The organism is Burkholderia sp. NRF60-BP8 (assembly GCF_001522585.2).
GTDB lineage: Bacteria > Pseudomonadota > Gammaproteobacteria > Burkholderiales > Burkholderiaceae > Burkholderia.
Window position 1 is genome coordinate 1,881,672 of sequence record NZ_CP013373.1, and the last position, 15,396, is coordinate 1,897,067.

16 protein-coding genes are annotated in these 15,396 nt (G+C 67.4%); 4 read left to right on the plus strand and 12 right to left on the minus strand.

Annotation, left to right across the window (positions count from 1 at the left end; translation table 11 throughout):
• Window positions 1–78: 78 nt before the first annotated feature.
• From WS54_RS22090 to WS54_RS22105, 4 genes are all read right to left on the minus strand, one after another.
• Window positions 79–900, minus strand: a complete 822-nt coding sequence (locus WS54_RS22090) for an ABC transporter permease subunit (protein WP_034207392.1) — start codon at window positions 898–900, stop codon at window positions 79–81.
• The gene (locus WS54_RS22095) at window positions 897–1,823 is read right to left on the minus strand and encodes an ABC transporter permease subunit (protein WP_034207393.1); all 927 of its coding nucleotides are present in this window, start codon (window positions 1,821–1,823) and stop codon (window positions 897–899) included. The genes WS54_RS22090 and WS54_RS22095 overlap by 4 nt, the downstream gene beginning before the upstream one ends.
• Entirely contained in the window at window positions 1,820–2,980 is a 1,161-nt protein-coding gene (locus WS54_RS22100; RefSeq protein WP_059785905.1) for an ABC transporter ATP-binding protein, read from the minus strand. Before WS54_RS22100 ends, WS54_RS22095 begins: the two co-directional genes overlap by 4 nt.
• A gap of 86 nt (window positions 2,981–3,066) precedes the next feature.
• Complete coding sequence (locus tag WS54_RS22105; RefSeq protein WP_034207395.1) at window positions 3,067–4,161, minus strand: polyamine ABC transporter substrate-binding protein; 1,095 nt, start codon at window positions 4,159–4,161, stop codon at window positions 3,067–3,069.
• A 417-nt stretch (window positions 4,162–4,578) separates the two neighbouring features.
• On the opposite strand from WS54_RS22105, the gene WS54_RS22110 reads away from it, so the two are divergent.
• Window positions 4,579–4,782, plus strand: coding sequence for a DUF1289 domain-containing protein (locus WS54_RS22110; protein WP_006493160.1), 204 nt, complete (start codon window positions 4,579–4,581; stop codon window positions 4,780–4,782).
• 75 nt (window positions 4,783–4,857) lie between these two features.
• Here the strand turns inward: WS54_RS22110 and WS54_RS22115 are convergent, their stop codons facing one another.
• The 3 genes from WS54_RS22115 to WS54_RS22125 all read right to left on the minus strand — a co-directional run bounded on the left by WS54_RS22115 (window position 4,858) and on the right by WS54_RS22125 (window position 8,315).
• The gene (locus WS54_RS22115; protein WP_059785908.1) at window positions 4,858–5,499 is read right to left on the minus strand and encodes an OmpW/AlkL family protein; all 642 of its coding nucleotides are present in this window, start codon (window positions 5,497–5,499) and stop codon (window positions 4,858–4,860) included.
• 65 nt (window positions 5,500–5,564) lie between these two features.
• The gene (locus WS54_RS22120; RefSeq protein WP_059785910.1) at window positions 5,565–6,755 is read right to left on the minus strand and encodes an NAD(P)H-dependent flavin oxidoreductase; all 1,191 of its coding nucleotides are present in this window, start codon (window positions 6,753–6,755) and stop codon (window positions 5,565–5,567) included.
• Between the two features lie 123 nt (window positions 6,756–6,878).
• Window positions 6,879–8,315 carry an aldehyde dehydrogenase family protein gene (locus tag WS54_RS22125; protein WP_059785913.1) on the minus strand — a complete coding sequence of 479 codons (1,437 nt, stop codon included), beginning with the start codon at window positions 8,313–8,315 and terminating at the stop codon, window positions 6,879–6,881.
• 283 nt (window positions 8,316–8,598) lie between these two features.
• On the opposite strand from WS54_RS22125, the gene WS54_RS22130 reads away from it, so the two are divergent.
• Window positions 8,599–8,964: a hypothetical protein gene (locus WS54_RS22130; protein ID WP_027784520.1), complete on the plus strand. Its 366-nt coding sequence runs from the start codon at window positions 8,599–8,601 to the stop codon at window positions 8,962–8,964.
• Between the two features lie 153 nt (window positions 8,965–9,117).
• On the opposite strand, the gene WS54_RS22135 is transcribed toward WS54_RS22130, so the two are convergent.
• Entirely contained in the window at window positions 9,118–9,600 is a 483-nt protein-coding gene (locus WS54_RS22135) for a DUF2501 domain-containing protein (protein WP_034207399.1), read from the minus strand.
• Window positions 9,601–10,008: 408 nt separating this feature from the next.
• Between WS54_RS22135 and WS54_RS22145 the strand changes: the two genes are divergently transcribed.
• The gene (locus WS54_RS22145; protein ID WP_059785916.1) at window positions 10,009–10,587 is read left to right on the plus strand and encodes a polysaccharide deacetylase family protein; all 579 of its coding nucleotides are present in this window, start codon (window positions 10,009–10,011) and stop codon (window positions 10,585–10,587) included.
• A gap of 12 nt (window positions 10,588–10,599) precedes the next feature.
• Here the strand turns inward: WS54_RS22145 and WS54_RS22150 are convergent, their stop codons facing one another.
• Entirely contained in the window at window positions 10,600–11,565 is a 966-nt protein-coding gene (locus WS54_RS22150; protein ID WP_059785919.1) for a phosphotransferase, read from the minus strand.
• A 25-nt stretch (window positions 11,566–11,590) separates the two neighbouring features.
• Between WS54_RS22150 and WS54_RS22155 the strand changes: the two genes are divergently transcribed.
• A complete protein-coding gene (locus WS54_RS22155; RefSeq protein WP_034207402.1) occupies window positions 11,591–12,280 on the plus strand; it encodes a cephalosporin hydroxylase family protein in 690 nt (229 codons plus the stop codon).
• Here WS54_RS22155 and WS54_RS22160 read toward each other — a convergent pair.
• From WS54_RS22160 to WS54_RS22170, 3 genes are read right to left on the minus strand one after another with little or no spacing between them, the layout of a single operon-like run.
• Window positions 12,237–13,445: a glycosyltransferase gene (locus tag WS54_RS22160; RefSeq protein ID WP_059785922.1), complete on the minus strand. Its 1,209-nt coding sequence runs from the start codon at window positions 13,443–13,445 to the stop codon at window positions 12,237–12,239. The two genes, WS54_RS22155 and WS54_RS22160, sit on opposite strands and share 44 nt — an antisense overlap.
• A 7-nt stretch (window positions 13,446–13,452) precedes the next feature.
• On the minus strand, window positions 13,453–14,520 hold the full coding sequence (locus WS54_RS22165; RefSeq protein ID WP_059785924.1) for an asparagine synthase-related protein: 1,068 nt from the start codon (window positions 14,518–14,520) through the stop codon (window positions 13,453–13,455).
• Window positions 14,517–15,395, minus strand: a complete 879-nt coding sequence (locus WS54_RS22170) for a 4Fe-4S cluster-binding domain-containing protein (protein WP_059785926.1) — start codon at window positions 15,393–15,395, stop codon at window positions 14,517–14,519. The genes WS54_RS22165 and WS54_RS22170 overlap by 4 nt, the downstream gene beginning before the upstream one ends.
• Window position 15,396 lies beyond the last annotated feature (1 nt).

The window sequence follows — 15,396 nt, forward strand, 5'->3', positions numbered from 1 at the left end:
TCACGCGCCGCCAACGAAACGCCCGGTCCGACTCGTCGTCGGCACCGGGCGTTTTTCACGGCGGCAACCGCCGGCGCGTCAGGCCGCGAACCCCGCCATCCGCTTGCGTTCCTGACGCAGCATCACGAAGTTCGCGATCACGACGCCGGCCGTCACGGCGATGATGAACAGCGTCGCGAGCGCGTTCATCTCCGGGTTCAAGCCGAGGCGCACGCGCGAGAACACGACGAGCGGCAGCGTCGTCGAGCCGGGGCCCGACAGGAACGCCGACAGCACGAGGTCGTCGATCGACAGCGTGAACGACAGCAGCCAGCCCGCGATCAGCGCCTGCGAGATCAGCGGCAGCGTGATCGTGAAGAACACCTTCAGCGGCGTCGCGCCGAGATCGAGCGCGGCTTCTTCCAGCGACGGATTCAGCTCGCGCACGCGCGACTGCACGATGATCGCGACGTACGAGATGCACAGCATCACGTGGCCGAGCCAGATCGTGAACACGCCGCGCTCGGCCGGCCAGCCGATCCACTTCGCGAGCTCGATGAACAGCAGCAGCAGCGAGATCCCCTGGATCACCTCGGGAATCACGAGCGGCGCGTTGATCATCCCGCTGAACAGCGCGAAGCCGCGAAAACGCCCCATCCGCGCGAGCACGAAGCCGGCCCACGTGCCGATGAACACCGACGCGAACGCGGTCAGCACGCCGATCTTCAGCGACAGCCATGCGGCCGCCAGCAGCTCGTCGTCCTCGACGAGCGCCGCGTACCAGCGGAACGAGAAGCCCGACCACACGGTGACGAGCTTCGACTCGTTGAACGAATAGACGATCAGGCTGATGATCGGGATGTACAGGAACGCGAAACCGACGAACAGCGCCGTGAACTGCAGGTAACGATTCGGCTTCATCGACGGCCTCCCTGTTCCTTCGCCTGGAAGTGCTGGAACATCGCCATCGGCACGAGCAGCAGCAACACCATCGCGCAAGTCACGGCCGACGCCATCGGCCAGTCCGCGTTGTTGAAGAACTCGTTCCACATCACACGGCCGATCATCAGCGTATTCGCGCCGCCGAGCAGCTCCGGAATCACGTACTCGCCGACCGCCGGAATGAACACCAGCAGGCAGCCCGCGATGATCCCGTTCTTCGACAGCGGCAGCGTGATCTGCACGAATGCCTTCCACGGCTTTGCGCCGAGGTCGTACGCGGCTTCGAGCAGGCGCAGGTCCATCTTCACGAGGTGCGCGTAGAGCGGCATCACGAGGAACGGCAGGTACGAATACACCATCCCGATGTACACCGCGTAGTTCGTGCGGTACAGCTCGATCGGCGTATGGGTGAGCCCGATCCACATCAGGAAGTTGTTCAAAAGCCCGTTGTTCTTCAGGATCCCGATCCATGCGTACACGCGGATCAGGAACGACGTCCAGAACGGCAGCATCACGCCCATCATCAGCAGGTTGCGGGTGGCCGGGTTCGACCGCGCGATGTAGTACGCCATCGGATAGCCGAGCAGCAGACACAGCAGCGTCGTGATCGCGGCGACCCACACCGAGTTCACGTAGGTCGCGAAATACAGGCTGTCCGTGAGCAGGAACGCGTAGTGCGACAGGTTCAGCGCGATGTGCACGACGCCGTCCGCGTACGACGCGAGCTCCGTATACGGCGGGATGCCGAGCTGCAGCTCCGCGAAACTGATCTTCACGACCAGCACGAACGGCACGAGGAAGAACAGCACGAGCCACGTGAACGGCCCGGCGACGACCGCCGTGGCACCCGTCAGGTTGAAGCGCCGCACCGGCCACGCGAGCAGGGACTTGAACGCGCTCATGACGTCAACACCACGCCGGCGGTCGCGCTCCAGCGCACGTAGATCTCGTCGCCGAGCGCCGGCGTGTCGAGTTCGGAAATCGCGAGGCTCGACACGTTCGCGACCACCGTCTTGCCCGCGTCGAGCTTCACGTGATACAGCGAATAGCCGCCCATGTACGCGACGTTGCTGATCCGGCCGCGCGCCCAGTTGAACGCGCCTTCGGGCGGCTTGCGCGTGAGCGCGATCCGCTCGGGGCGCACCGACACCGTGACCGGCATGCCGAGCGGGCCCGAGATCCCGTGGCTCACGTACAGCCGGCTCGGCAGCTCCGGCGATTCGATGTACACGTGATCGGGTTCGTCCTCGACCGTCACGCCGTCGAACAGGTTCGTCGAGCCGATGAATTCGGCCGAGAAGCGGCTGTTCGGGTATTCGTACACTTCGTTCGGCGAGCCGATCTGCACGATCTGGCCTTCGCTCATCACGGCGAGGCGGTTCGCCATCGTCATCGCCTCTTCCTGGTCGTGCGTGACCATGATGCAGGTGACGCCGACCTTGTTCAGAATGTTGACGAGCTCGATCTGCGTGCGCTGGCGAATCTGCTTGTCGAGCGCGGACATCGGCTCGTCGAGCAGCAGCAGTTTCGGACGCTTGACGAGCGAACGCGCGAGCGCGACGCGCTGCTGCTGGCCGCCCGACAGCTGGTGCGGCTTGCGCTTCGCGTACTTGCCCATCTGCACGAGTTCGAGCGCCGCGGCAACGCGCTCCTTGATCTCGGCCTTCGGCGTGCCTTCCTGCTTCAACCCGAACGCGACGTTCGACTCGACCGACATGTGCGGGAACAGCGCATACGACTGGAACATCATGTTCACGGGCCGCTTGTACGGCGGCATCTGCGCGAGGTCCTCGCCGTCGATCAGGATCTTGCCCGACGTGACCGTCTCGAGGCCCGCCAGCATCCGCAGCAACGTCGACTTGCCGCAGCCCGAGCTGCCGAGCAGCGCGAACAGCTCGCCCTGGCGCACGGTCAGGTTGACGCTGCGCACGGCTTCGGTGTCGCCGAATTTCTTGACGACGTCGACGATCTGGACAAAGTTCTCGGCGCGCGCATCGGCGCCGGAGGAAGGAACGGAGAACGGCGCGCCCGCGACCGGCGCGCCCGACTGGCTATTCATGATGTGCTGCTTCTCTCCTGCGTTAGACGAACAAAGCCCCCGGGGGCACCAGGGGCTTCATGACTGCGGGTTCACTTCGGCTCGCGTCAGCGGCCCGACTTCAGCTCGGTCCACAGACGCGTCTGCAGACGCTGGATTTCAGGCGGCAGCGGCTTGAGCAGGAACAGCGTCTTCACGACGTCGGCCGGCGGGTAGACCGCCGGATCGTTTGCGACGTCGGGGCGCACGTACTTGCGTGCCTCGGCGTTGGCGCTCGGGTAGTACACCGCGTTGGTGATCGCCGCGTGCACCTTCGGATCCTCGATGTAGTTGATCCACTGCAGCGCGGCTTCCTTGTTCTTCGCATCCTTCGGGATCGCCATCACGTCGAACCACACCGGCGCACCGCCCTTCGGAATGTAGTACTCGATTTTGTACGGCTTCTTCGCCTCGATCGCGCGATGCTTCGCGATCACGACGTCGCCCGACCAGCCGAACGCGAAGCAGATGTCGCCGCCGACCAGATCGTTGATGTAACCCGACGAGTTGAATTGCGTGATGTACGGACGGATCTTCTTCAGCACGTCCATCGCGGCCTTGTAGTCGGCCGGGTTCGTGCTCATCGGATCCTTGCCGATGTAGTGCAGCGCCGCCGCGAACATCTGGTCGGGCGCGTCGAGCACCGACACGCCGCAGGTCTTCAGCTTCGACAGGTTTTCCGGCTTGAACAGGATGTCCCAGTTGTCGAGCGGCACCTTGCCGAGCGCCTGCTGCGCCTTCGTCAGGTTGTACGCGAGACCGGTCGTGCCGTATGCCCAGGGCACCGAGTACTTGTTGCCCGGGTCCGCGCCGGCGACGAGCGCCATCAGTTGCGGATCGAGGTACTTGAGGTTCGGCAGCTTCGACTTGTCGAGCGGCGCGAAGATGCCGGCGGCGATCTGCTTGCCCGCGTAGTTGCTGGTCGGCACGACGATGTCGTAGCCCGAGCTGCCCGTCAGCAGCTTCGCCTGCAGCGTGTCGTCGCTGTCGTAGTTGTCGTAGCGGACCTTGACGCCCGCCTGCTTCTCGAAGTTCGGGATCGTGTCCTTCGCAATGTAGTCCGACCAGTTATAGACATTGAGCTGCGTATCCTTCGCCGCTGCCGCCGATGCCCCCACGCACAGCGCGAGCGCCGCGAACCGGCCCACTACCTTTGCTTTCATCCCGTTCTCCCTCCGGCCGGACGCGTTGCCCGGCTGCCGTCTGCCTCGTCATGGCGGCGCATTCTGGCGCGCCGCCCCTCGAAAACCCCGAAAACTACCATCATTCGCGCCCCGTCACAAAAAAATCATGCCGGTGTCGCGCAAACGGAACAGATTCCCGCTGCCGGCCGTTCGGCCTGCCCGTGCGGCGGGGCGTTCCGGGGGAATTCTATCGGGTAATCGGCGGCTGTCCACCGGGAAAAGCGGACGGCGACGAACCTGCGCTCGCATGGCAGGTACGACCGCCCGGCGAACGCGGCCGACGCCCGGCCGGACCGTCCCGCCGCCGCGCCGAGCGACCCGCCGGCGTCGGCGGCCGGGCGGGCCGCCGCGATGCATTAAAATGGCGGCTGACGATTCAACGGCGCGAACCTCCCGATGGCATCCAATCTTCACGACCTCCCCGACAGCCCCTGCATCGGCGTGTGCTCGACGCTCTTCGACGAAGTCTGCAAGGGCTGCGGCCGCACGGCCGCCGAAGTCTCGAACTGGGTGTTCCTGAGCGACGACGAAAAGCGCGCGGTGTGGGAGCGCATCACGCGCGAAGGCACCGCGATGCGCTTCCAGTACGACAAGCTGTAAATCCGCCGCGCAAAAAAAGAGCGGCATGCCGACCGCCATGCCGCCAACCCCAACTCTGTTCTTGTTCCGTCGCGTCTAGAACTTCATCCCGACGCCCACGCCGACGATCAGCGGATCGATGTGCAGCGTGCCGATGCCCTTGTCGCCGAGCGTCGCATCGGTGCTCATCCAGATCTTCTTCACGTCGACGTTCATGAACACCTTCTTCGTCAGCTGCACGTCCACGCCGAACTGCAGCGCGGGGCCGAAGCTGCTCTTGTTGATCGACACGCCCTCTCCGCCGACGTTGAGCCCGTTGTTGTAGAAGTACGTGTAGTTCAACCCGGCGCCGACGTACGGCCGCACCTTGCCCGCATGGTTGAAGTGATACTGCAGCAGCAGCGTCGGCGGCAGCACGCCCACGCCGCCGAGATTGCCGAGGCTCGACGTCAGTTGGTGCCGCGACGTGCCGAGGATCAGCTCGACGCCGAGGTAGTCGCGGATCATGTACGTGAAGTCGAGCTCGGGCACGATCGCGTTGTTCACGCCCGTGTTGATCGCGCCGAGCGTATCGCTCGCGCGCTCGTTCGGCTGGATGCTGATCGCGCGCAGCCGGACCAGTACGTCGCCCTGGTTGATGCCGTCGCCCGGCGACGCCGCGTGCGACAGCGACGGCATCGCGACGACGCCGGCCGTGACGGCGGCTGCGGTGATACAAGTTCGAATCGTTTTATGCATGGTACGGACCCCCAAAGAATGGTTACCATTCTCCCTATAGGGTCTTTTCGCCATCTTGATATTGGTCAAGCCAGCGTAAACGTGGGACGGTTTGCCGCAGGCTCGGTCGCGCTGCCCGTCAGCAGCAGGTCGAGCAGATCGCGCACGCTGCGGATCGCGCGGCCGAACGGCAACGCTTCGCGGCCGCGGAAGAACAGCCCGTTCGCGACGTCGCCGCGCAGCGCGGCCGCGAGCCGCGTATCGATGCAGAAGTGGCCGAACTTCTCGATGCCGTCGCGCAGCCCGCATACGCTCAGGCATTCGAGCGCGGTCGGACAGCGCTGCTTCAACGCGCCGAGCTTGTCGCGAATGCGCGTCTCGTTGCGCAGGTAACGATCGAGCCACGGCGTCTTCACCGCGCGCGCCGGCAGCCCCGTCACGCTGACGAATTCGACGATGTCGTCGGGCGTCGCATCGGCGAGCACGCGCTTGAATTGCGGATGCGCGTCACCTTCTTCCGTCACCGCGAACGGCGTCCCGACCTGCACGCCGTTCGCGCCGGCCGCGAACGCCGCGCGCACCGCGTCGTGACCGTTGATCCCGCCGGCCACGATCAGCGGGATCGTGTCGCGGGCGAGACCGAGCGACGCCATCACCAGTGCGGTTTCGTCGAGCACGCGCGCGAAATCGAAACGGCCGTCGTGCATGTCGTCGATCTGCGTGACGCCGAGGTGCCCGCCCGCGTGTGCCGGATGCTCGATCACGATCGCATCGGGCAGGCGCCCCTTCTTCATCCATTTCTTCAGCACCAGCGCGATCCCGCGGCTGTCCGACAGGATCGGAATCAGCGCGATGTCGCGCCCTTGCGTGAGGTCGGGCAGATCGAGCGGCAGGCCCGCGCCCATCACGATCGCGTCCGCGCCCTCGTCGCACGCGACCCGCACGTAGTCCGCATGCGCGCTCACCGCCTTCATCACGTTGACCGCGATCATCCCGCGCCCTTCGCCGTAGGTCTTCGCGAGACGGATCTCGCGCGCGAGCGCGTCGAGGTTCGCCGCTTCGAGCGTCGCGCGATCGGGTTGCGCGCGGCAACGCGCGAGCAGATCCGCATGATGGTGCCGCAGGTCGATGCTCGCGATCGTGCCGACCGCGCCTTCGCGCGCGACGCTGCCCGCCAGCCGGTGCGCGGAGATGCCGACGCCCATGCCGCCCTGCACGACGGGCAGCAAGGGGCGGCCGCGAATCGTCAGCGGCGGAAAGGAAGTGCGTACGGTCATCTGAAACCTCATCGGAACGTCGGAATCGCGATGATCGACGATCCGCCGCCGCGCACCTTGACGGCCGTCAATAAAAAAACGGCACGCGAACGTGCCGTTTCCGGTTCGGGCCGCGAGCGGCGTTCAGGCCGGCTTCGCCGGCTTCAACTGCATCGACTTGTATTCGAGATACTCTTCGAGCCCGTACACGCCGTTCTCGCGGCCGTGCCCCGACTGCTTGAAGCCGCCGAACGGCGCGGCGCCGTTCCACGTGCCGCCGTTGATGTCCACCTGCCCCGTGCGGATGCGGCGCGCGACGCGCATCGCGCGTTCGTCGCTGCCGGCCCACACCGCGCCGCCGAGCCCGTACGGCGAATCGTTCGCGATCCGCACGGCCTCGTCTTCATCGCGATACGTGATGATCGACAGCACCGGCCCGAAGATCTCTTCCTGCGCGATCGTCGATTTCGGATCGACGCGGCCGAACACGGTCGGCTTCACGAAGAAGCCCTTCGCGAGCCCTTCCGGTAAACCGGTGCCGCCCGTCACGAGTTCCGCGCCTTCGTCGATCCCGCGCTGGATGTACGCCTGCACGCGCTGCTGCTGCGCGGCCGACGCCAGCGCGCCGAGGCGCGTCGTCTCCTGCCGCGGGTCGCCCGCGACGTACGTTTCGGCCGCGGCCTTCGCGATCTCGCGCGCTTCGTCGTAGCGGGCTTCCGGCACCAGCATCCGCGTATGCGCGGAGCAGGTCTGGCCGGCGTTCAGGTAGCACGCGTTGACCGTGCCCTTCACCGCCGTCGCGAAATCGGCATCGTCGAGGATCACCGACGCCGACTTGCCGCCCAGCTCCAGCGCGACGCGCTTGACACCCGCGGCCGCCAGCTCGGCCACGCGCTTGCCCGCACGCGTCGAGCCGGTGAACGACACCATGTCGACGTCCGGATCGGTGGCCAGCACCTCGCCGACGACCGGGCCGTACCCGCACACGAGGTTGAACACGCCGGCCGGCAGCCCGGCCGCGTGGATCGCTTCGGCGAGCATGAACGCGTTGAGCGGCGCGACTTCGGATGGCTTCAGCACGACCGTGCAGCCGGCCGCGAGCGCCGGCGCAACCTTCAGCGTGATCTGGTTGAGCGGGTAGTTCCACGGCGTGATCGCCGCGACGACGCCGACCGGCTCGCGCACCACCAGCGAATTGCCGACCTGCGCCTCGAATTCGAACGATTCGGCGAGCTTCGCGTACGCCTTCCAGTTGTAGATCGGGCCGCCGACCTGGATCGCGCGCGACAGCTTGATCGGCATGCCGACTTCGCCGGTGATCGACTGCGCGAGTTCCTCGCTGCGCGCCTGCAGATGCTCGACGATCTTGCGCAGATAACCCGCGCGCGTCGCGGCCGGCGTGGCCGCCCATGCGTCGAAGGCCGCGCGCGCCGCGCGGATCGCGTCCTGCGCGTCGGACGCGATGCCCTCGGGAATCCGGCCGATCACGGCTTCGGTGCCCGAATCGATCACGTCGATCGTGCCGGTGCCAGCCGGTTTGCGCCATGCGCCGTCGATGTAGAACTGGTCGTAGATGTTCATCGTGTTCCGCCTCCAGGGAAGCCGACATTCTAGCGAGCGTTCCGGTGGCTGGTGTGACGAATGACAGCCATTCGAAAGGACCGAGCGCCGTCGCGTCGGTGCGCCGTCGCGTCGGTACGCCGTCGCCCGCCGCGCGTGGCTGGCCACGCATTCGTCGGGCCGCCGCCACGCCGGCATCCGCCAGGATGCGCGGCCGGGCCTGCATCGTGCTATGTTTTTATTATCGGCATCGGCCCGTTGCGGCCGGCGCCGCCCGGAATCGACGCACTTCGTGAGCGCTGCCATGTCCGACGCATCCCATACCCTCGGCTCGCAAGACCGCCTGGAGCTGCTTTGCTGGCTCACCTGCGGCAACCTCGGCGCGTTTTACCTCAACGAATCATGGCCGGACGCCGCGTTCCAGGTCCAGGCCGCACACCGCTGGCTCGACCGCCATCACCGCCAGGCCGACTGGCTCGCGGTCGCCCGGCTCGCAGCGCTCGCGCAGGACATCGCGAAGCGGCATGCGGGATTCGTCGACGCGTCGTGGGCGCGCGACGCGGTCGAGGAAATCGTCGATACCGACGATCTCGACTATCGGGCCAAACTCGTGCAATGGGTGTACGAGGACTGCTGCAAGGCGCTCGCGGACAAGCGGCTGGCCGATTGAGCCGCACGAGGGCCGCCCATGCGACGGGGTGCGGCATCGCCGAGCGCGACGCGCTTGTCGCCGCGACGAACGTAGCGGCCGGAATGATCGCCGGGGGACGGTGCATGCGCACCGCCCCCCCGGCATCGGCACGCGCGATGCGTGCCGATACGTTTACAGCAGCGACTTGGCCTGCGTCAGCACCTTGTCGCACACCTGCTTGGTCACCTGCTGCTTCAGGCCGCCGCCGCTCAGGTCGAGCTTGCTGCCGTTGCCTGCGTCGAGGATCCCGCTCGCGCCGCTCGTATAGCCGCTGTCGGACGACGCGTTGCCGCCGAGCTTGCCCATCAGCGCGTCCTTCACCGACGCCGCGCCGCCGCCGGTTGCGCCGCCGAGATAGTTGTTCTGGATGCAGAACTGCAGCAGGCCCGCGACGTTGCCGGTGCTGCCCGGCATCAGCGACGTACCGCCGCCGCCCGTCAGCGCGCCGCCGAGTCCGCCGAGGTTGCCCAGCGCCCCGCCCGCGCTGCCGCCCGAATCGCCGCCACCGCCGACCTGCTTCAGGACATCGCCCAGTTGCGCATGCGCGACCGAAAACGGCGCGAGCAATCCGATCAGCGCGCCGGCGACGGTCGCGCGGTAAAGACGTGCATTCATGTGAAGCCTCCCGGTTGTGACTGCGTGAGTACCGCGATTCGCATCCAAGGATACTCAATCGACCGCGGCATGACAGCCTCCGGCACCGCATGAAACGTCAGGCATCGTGATATCGCGGCGATTTGACAATGCTTGACGCGAAATCGCGCGCGGCCTCGCCGGCTCGACAGGCGGGCGACCGCCATTCCGTCTCGCCGGCCCGCGCGAAGCGTCATAAAATCGTCGTCGCCGGCCGGTCGGCCGTCGCGACCCGACATCGATCTCGGACAGGAAGGATCACTCGCGTGGCGTTTGCCCATCGACTTCTGCTGATCGCCGACGCATCGACCGCGCTGACGGCCGGCGCGCGTCCGGTCGGCACGTGCCCGCCGGCCATCGACCCGGTTCAGTGAGCGGCCCCGCCAACCCATGACCTCCATTCACCTCAGTTTCGACGACGGCCCCGGCCCCTCTACGCCCGCGTTGCTCGACGTGCTGCGCGACGCATCGTGCGCGGCGACCTTCTTCGTGCTCGGCAAGCACCTGGCGGGCGTGCTCGACGTCGCGACGAGAATCGCGCGCGAAGGCCATCGGCTCGGCAATCACACCCATTCGCATGCGCGGCCGGGAGCGCTCGCGGACGCCGCACTGATCGACGAAATCCACACGACCGACATGCTGATTCGTGACGTCTACCGCCGCGCCGGCCTCGCCGCGCCGGACGCGATCCCGCTGCGTCTTCCGTACGGATTGCTGCCGCAGGACGATCGCGCCGCCGTGCTCGCGCGCCTGCAACGCGAACACACGGGCTGGACCGCGATACTGGACGACTGGCAGCGGCCGGCGCCATCGCCGCAGGCGCTGTTCGACGCGATGTGCGCGCACGTCGACGCCTGCGCAGCCCAGCATCGCGACGTACTGTTCTGCCTGCACGACGGATCGCGGCACGGCGACGCGCGGCCCAACACGGTCGAAGCCGTACGGTTGTTCCTGAACCGGCAGCGCTGACGCGATGGCCGGCTAATCCGCGAGCCGCTCCCCGTCGAGCAACTGACGCCAGCCGCCGAGGAACCCGATGCCCGGCCCCGGCATCCACAGGCCGCGCTGCGCGGCTTCGAGATGGATCAGCGTCTGGTCCGCGCAGAACAGCGCCATCAACGGCTCGCGGTTGTCGCGCAGCCATTCGGGCGCCGCGTCGGCCCGCGTCGCCGCATAAACCTGCAGGCAGGCCGCCCAGCGCGCACGGTCGAACACGAAGCAGTCGTCGCGGTCCGCATCGCGCGACAGCGCGAACGACGCAAAGGCCGCCTCGAGCCATTGCGCCCCTTGCCCCACATCGTCGAAATCCAGCACGCCGTTCACCGCGTTGCCGACATACAGCAGGTTGCCTGCGTGATAGTCGCCGTGCAGCCAATGCACCTGCCCCGTGAGCCACGACGATGCTGCGTCGAGCTGCACGCCGATCCGCCGGATCACCGTGTCGTAAGCATCGCGCAGGTCGCTCGGCAGCGACGGCATCGCGCGCGCCGCCACACGCGCATGACGTGCGCGCAACCACGCCAGCGGCGTCGCTTCGCTCGCGGGTATCGCGGCCAGTGCCGCATGCAGATGCGCGAGCGTGCGCATCGCATCGGTCGCCCCCGCGTGCGGGTCGTCCGGCAAGCCGGGACGGCCGTCGATATGCTCGAACAGATGCAGCCAGCTCCCGTCGGGCATCTGCACGCCGGTTCGCGCATCGACGGTCGGCCGTAGCCGAGGCAGCGCGGGCAGCTTCGACGCCATGCGCGCATCGCCGAGACGGCCGAGTATCGACGCCTCGCGCCGCAACTGCCCGACCGGCTTGCCGGCCCACGACACGCGCAGCACCGTGCGCCCCCCATCGCACTCGACGAGATACGTTTTGTTAGTATGGCCGGACGCCAGCGCCCGCAGGCGCGCCGGCGCGATGTTCCAGTACCGCTGTAGCCACGATTCCAGCGTTTTCACGTCACTCCCACTCGTTGCATCGACCATGTCAGAGCGTCCTTCGGCCCGCATGCGGGACATCAACGTCGAATGGCTGACGCGCGCCGCCGAATTCGGCCATCTGTTCCAGACCCGCTGGCTCGGCGAGCGCTTCTTCCATCTGCCCGGCGACATGCTCGCGCTGCAGGAACTGATCTGGCGCGAGCGCCCCGACTGCATCGTCCAGACCGGCATCGCCGCGGGCGGCGGCGTGGTGTTCACCGCGTCGATGCTCGAACTGGCGGGCAACCCGGGCCGCGTCGTCGCGATCGAACCGCGCCTGCGCGACGAGGTCAGGCAGCGCCTGCACGCACACCGACTCGCCCACCGCATGGTGCTGATCGAAGGCGAATCGTGCGCGGCCGACACGCTCGCCTCGGTACGCGCGCAGATCGGCGACGGCGCGCGCGTGATGGCGATCCTCGATCTCACGCATACGCATGCGCACGTGCTGCGCGAACTCGAATGCTATGCGCCGTTCGTGACGCCCGGCAGCTACGCGATCGTGATGGACACCATCATGGAATACCTGCCCGAGTCGATGTTCGACGGCAAGCCGTACGGCCGAGGCAACAACCCGGCCACGGCCACGCGCGAATTTCTCGCCCGCGACGACCGGTTCGACGTCGATCGCGACATCGAGGACCGCGTACTCATGACGCTGTCGCCAGGCGGCTTCCTGAAGCGAGTGCGCTGATCAGGCGGGCGGCCTGCGCGGAGCCGTCGCGCGCGGCATAGCTGTCGCGGATCCGCGCCGCTTGCTCGCGCAACGATCCCGGGCGCAACAGGCGTTCGAGCGCGCCGGCGATTTCCGCGACGCCGGCCTGCTGCAGATCGAGCACGCAGCCCGCGCCGGCCCGCTCGACGAAGTGCGCCGAATGGAACTGGTCGTTGCAGAACGGCGACAGCAGCATCGGCACGCCGCACGCGAGCGACTCCATCACCGAATTCGCGCCGCCGTGGCTGACGAACGCGTGCGTGCGTCGCAGCAGCGCCAGTTGCGGCGCGTAACGTACCGCGATCACGCGTTCGTCGCCGGCCGGCAGCAGATCCGAATCGACCAGCTCGCCGACCGACAGCACCAGTTGCGCGGACGTCGCGCGCGTCGCCTCGATCACCTTCGCGAACAGCGCCGGATGGTAGTAAAGCTGGCTGCCGAGCGACATATAGACGAGCGGGCGATCCGCATCGACGCGTTCCCACGGGAACGCCGTCTCGTCGCCGCGCGGGCCCGACGGCATCGCGGGGCCGACCAGTTCGACGCCGGGCGGCGGCGCGCCGACCAGCGCGTCGGTCGTGAACGCGAGCGTCAGGTGCGGCGACAGCACGTCGCAACCGCGAAAGCGCGCGTCGAGGCCGTAGCGGGCGAACAGCCGCGTGCGTTCCGGTTCCAGCCATCGCACCGTGCGCAGCAGTTCCGAATCCAGATCGTCCGGCAGCACCGGATTCAGCGAATTGGACATCGAGACCCACGGCAGCCCTTCCAGTTCGGCGGCAATCGCCGCGGCATAGAGCAGCGGATCGATCACGACCACGTCGGGCTGCCATTCGCGCAGCACCGCGCGGATGCCGTCCACCTGCGCGGGCGCGAGGTCGATCAGCAGCGTGCGGATCCAGTGCCGCAGCCAGTCCGCGTCGCGAATGTTCGCGGCGAAGCTCGCGCCGCGCGACAGGTCGTGGCGCTCGGGCGTCTCGCGCGGCCCGACGAACGCGAAGTCGCCGGCGCCGTCGAGCTGTTCGCTGATGTCGGCCGGCGCATAGAAGGCGACGTCGCAACCGGCCGCGCGCAGATGCTGGGCCGGGCCGATGCAGGGATTGACGTGGCCCTTCTCGGGCACGACGCAGAACAGGATGCGTTTCATGAGCGGCTCAGGTCGGGCGATGCGCGGCATCGGGATGAAGGCGATCGAGATGATCGAGAATCAGTGTCAGCGTCGTCCACAACACGCGCTCGGTATCCGTCTGCAACGCGGGCGCGGGCAAGCCGAGCGTGTCGGCCAGCGCATGCGTGCGGCCGCGATCGAGCAGCGTCGCGAGATCCATCGCCGGCGCGAGCCGCCCGCGCTTGGGGCCGTGCACGAGACGGTCCGGCAGCTTCAGGCGCGCGCCGAGATCGCGCAGGCACTGCTTGTTCGGGTCGGGCGCGACGCTCGTCAGATGCGCGACGACGGCGGGGTCGACGAACGGCGGATGCAGGTCGACCGACGCGGCGTCGAACAACGCGTGGCACAGCGGCAGATAGTTGGCCGACCGGTCGCGGCGCAATACCTGATCCGCGCCGTCGCCGGTAATCGCCACCTCGACGCCGTCCGCCGCCATCGCATCGGCCAGCAGCAGCTTCGCGACCGGATGCAGGTTGAACATCGGCTCCTCGACCGCATGGGTCGTTCTCGGCAGCGCCGCGACGAAATCGGCCTCGTTCGCGCGCACGATCTTCACGTTCGCCTGCATCCGCGCGGCGAGTTCGAGCGCCGCATCGCGTTCGCAGTAATCGGGCATGCCGGTTGCGAGGATGTAGGCCGTCACATGCCCCAACGCGCCGAGCTCGCGCAGTAACGCGAGCAGCAGCGCCGAATCGAGCCCGCCGCTCAGCGCCAGTGCGACGCGCTTGCCGCTGTCGAGCGCGCGCTGCAGCGACGCGCGCAGCACGGTGTCGAGATCGGCATGCTGCGGCCGCTCGGGCGCCGGCTGCACCGTCAGCCCTTGCGGCGACCGGATCAGTGCATGGCCGGGCGGCACCGCGAGCACGTCGCGCAGCACGGTCCGGCCGACGAGACGCTCGCCGCTCAGGTAACCCGCGATGGCGGCCGCATCCGGCGCGCCGGCCGGTTGCCCCGACGCCCGCAATACGGCGCGGATGCCGGACGCCGACACGCCGCTGCGCGGATGGTAGTGCAGACGATCGAAACCGAACGGGTCGCGCGTGCCGACGATCATGGATAACGAGCCTTCAAGGTGTCCACTTCAATGCGTTTGAGGATGCGATGCGGCGCCACCGGCGCGCTGCCGCCCTGACAATGCAGGCACGCTTCGAGCGGCGTCTCGCGTTGCAGATAGGCCAGCATCGCGTCGAGCATGCCCGCATCGTCGCGCAACGGCAGGCCGTCGGCCTGGAAATCCTTCTCGCCCTTGTACAGCGTATGGAAATGCGCGGGACGCGTGCACGTGTAGAACATGCCGTCGCGAATCATATGGCAGCGCTCGCGGATCCAGCAATCGCGATAAAGACGCCGGGCTTCGTCGCGGTCCGTGCCGGGCTGGGCGCGGTTCATCGTCGTGAACACGTCCTGCACCTTCCAGTTCAGACGCACGTCGAAGCGCGCGGCCTGATGCTCGACGTGCGCGACCAGATCGGCGGAGAGCGCCGGCTTCGGATAGCGCGAGATCGTCAGCGCGTCCACCGCTTGCCAGAATGCGTCGGGCATCTCGCCGAGCCTCAGGCCGTTCGTCGTGACCGAGATCACGGGCGCGATGCCCGTGCCGCGCACGCGTTCGACGAGTTCGACGAGCGCCGGATGCAACAACGGTTCGCCGCCGACCAGCTTGAACATCCTCGGGCGCAGCACCTTCGCGGCCTTGCGCAGATCGGCTTCGATCGATTCGGGCCGTGCATACCATTCGGGCAAAAGCGGCGACAGCGAACAGCATTCCGCGCAGGTCAGGTTGCAGTGATCGACGATATGCGCTTCCAGCGAGCGCGTCTGGACGCGCCCGTCCTCGACGCGGTAATCGCGATCCAGCGGCGGCGGAAACACGTGCTGGCGCTCGCCGGCTCGCGGCGGATTCGGGATCGTGTTCGGATTCGCACTCACA

Excerpts from the sequence above, each read along its gene's own strand:
- WS54_RS22090 (WP_034207392.1), bottom strand. The coding sequence starts at position 900 with ATGAAGCCGAATCGTTACCTGCAGTTCACGGCGCTGTTCGTCGGTTTC.
- WS54_RS22095 (WP_034207393.1), bottom strand. The coding sequence starts at position 1,823 with ATGAGCGCGTTCAAGTCCCTGCTCGCGTGGCCGGTGCGGCGCTTCAAC.
- WS54_RS22100 (WP_059785905.1), bottom strand. The coding sequence starts at position 2,980 with ATGAATAGCCAGTCGGGCGCGCCGGTCGCGGGCGCGCCGTTCTCCGTT.
- WS54_RS22105 (WP_034207395.1), bottom strand. The coding sequence starts at position 4,161 with ATGAAAGCAAAGGTAGTGGGCCGGTTCGCGGCGCTCGCGCTGTGCGTG.
- WS54_RS22110 (WP_006493160.1), top strand. The coding sequence starts at position 4,579 with ATGGCATCCAATCTTCACGACCTCCCCGACAGCCCCTGCATCGGCGTG.
- WS54_RS22115 (WP_059785908.1), bottom strand. The coding sequence starts at position 5,499 with ATGCATAAAACGATTCGAACTTGTATCACCGCAGCCGCCGTCACGGCC.
- WS54_RS22120 (WP_059785910.1), bottom strand. The coding sequence starts at position 6,755 with ATGACCGTACGCACTTCCTTTCCGCCGCTGACGATTCGCGGCCGCCCC.
- WS54_RS22125 (WP_059785913.1), bottom strand. The coding sequence starts at position 8,315 with ATGAACATCTACGACCAGTTCTACATCGACGGCGCATGGCGCAAACCG.
- WS54_RS22130 (WP_027784520.1), top strand. The coding sequence starts at position 8,599 with ATGTCCGACGCATCCCATACCCTCGGCTCGCAAGACCGCCTGGAGCTG.
- WS54_RS22135 (WP_034207399.1), bottom strand. The coding sequence starts at position 9,600 with ATGAATGCACGTCTTTACCGCGCGACCGTCGCCGGCGCGCTGATCGGA.
- WS54_RS22145 (WP_059785916.1), top strand. The coding sequence starts at position 10,009 with ATGACCTCCATTCACCTCAGTTTCGACGACGGCCCCGGCCCCTCTACG.
- WS54_RS22155 (WP_034207402.1), top strand. The coding sequence starts at position 11,591 with ATGTCAGAGCGTCCTTCGGCCCGCATGCGGGACATCAACGTCGAATGG.
- WS54_RS22160 (WP_059785922.1), bottom strand. The coding sequence starts at position 13,445 with ATGAAACGCATCCTGTTCTGCGTCGTGCCCGAGAAGGGCCACGTCAAT.
- WS54_RS22165 (WP_059785924.1), bottom strand. The coding sequence starts at position 14,520 with ATGATCGTCGGCACGCGCGACCCGTTCGGTTTCGATCGTCTGCACTAC.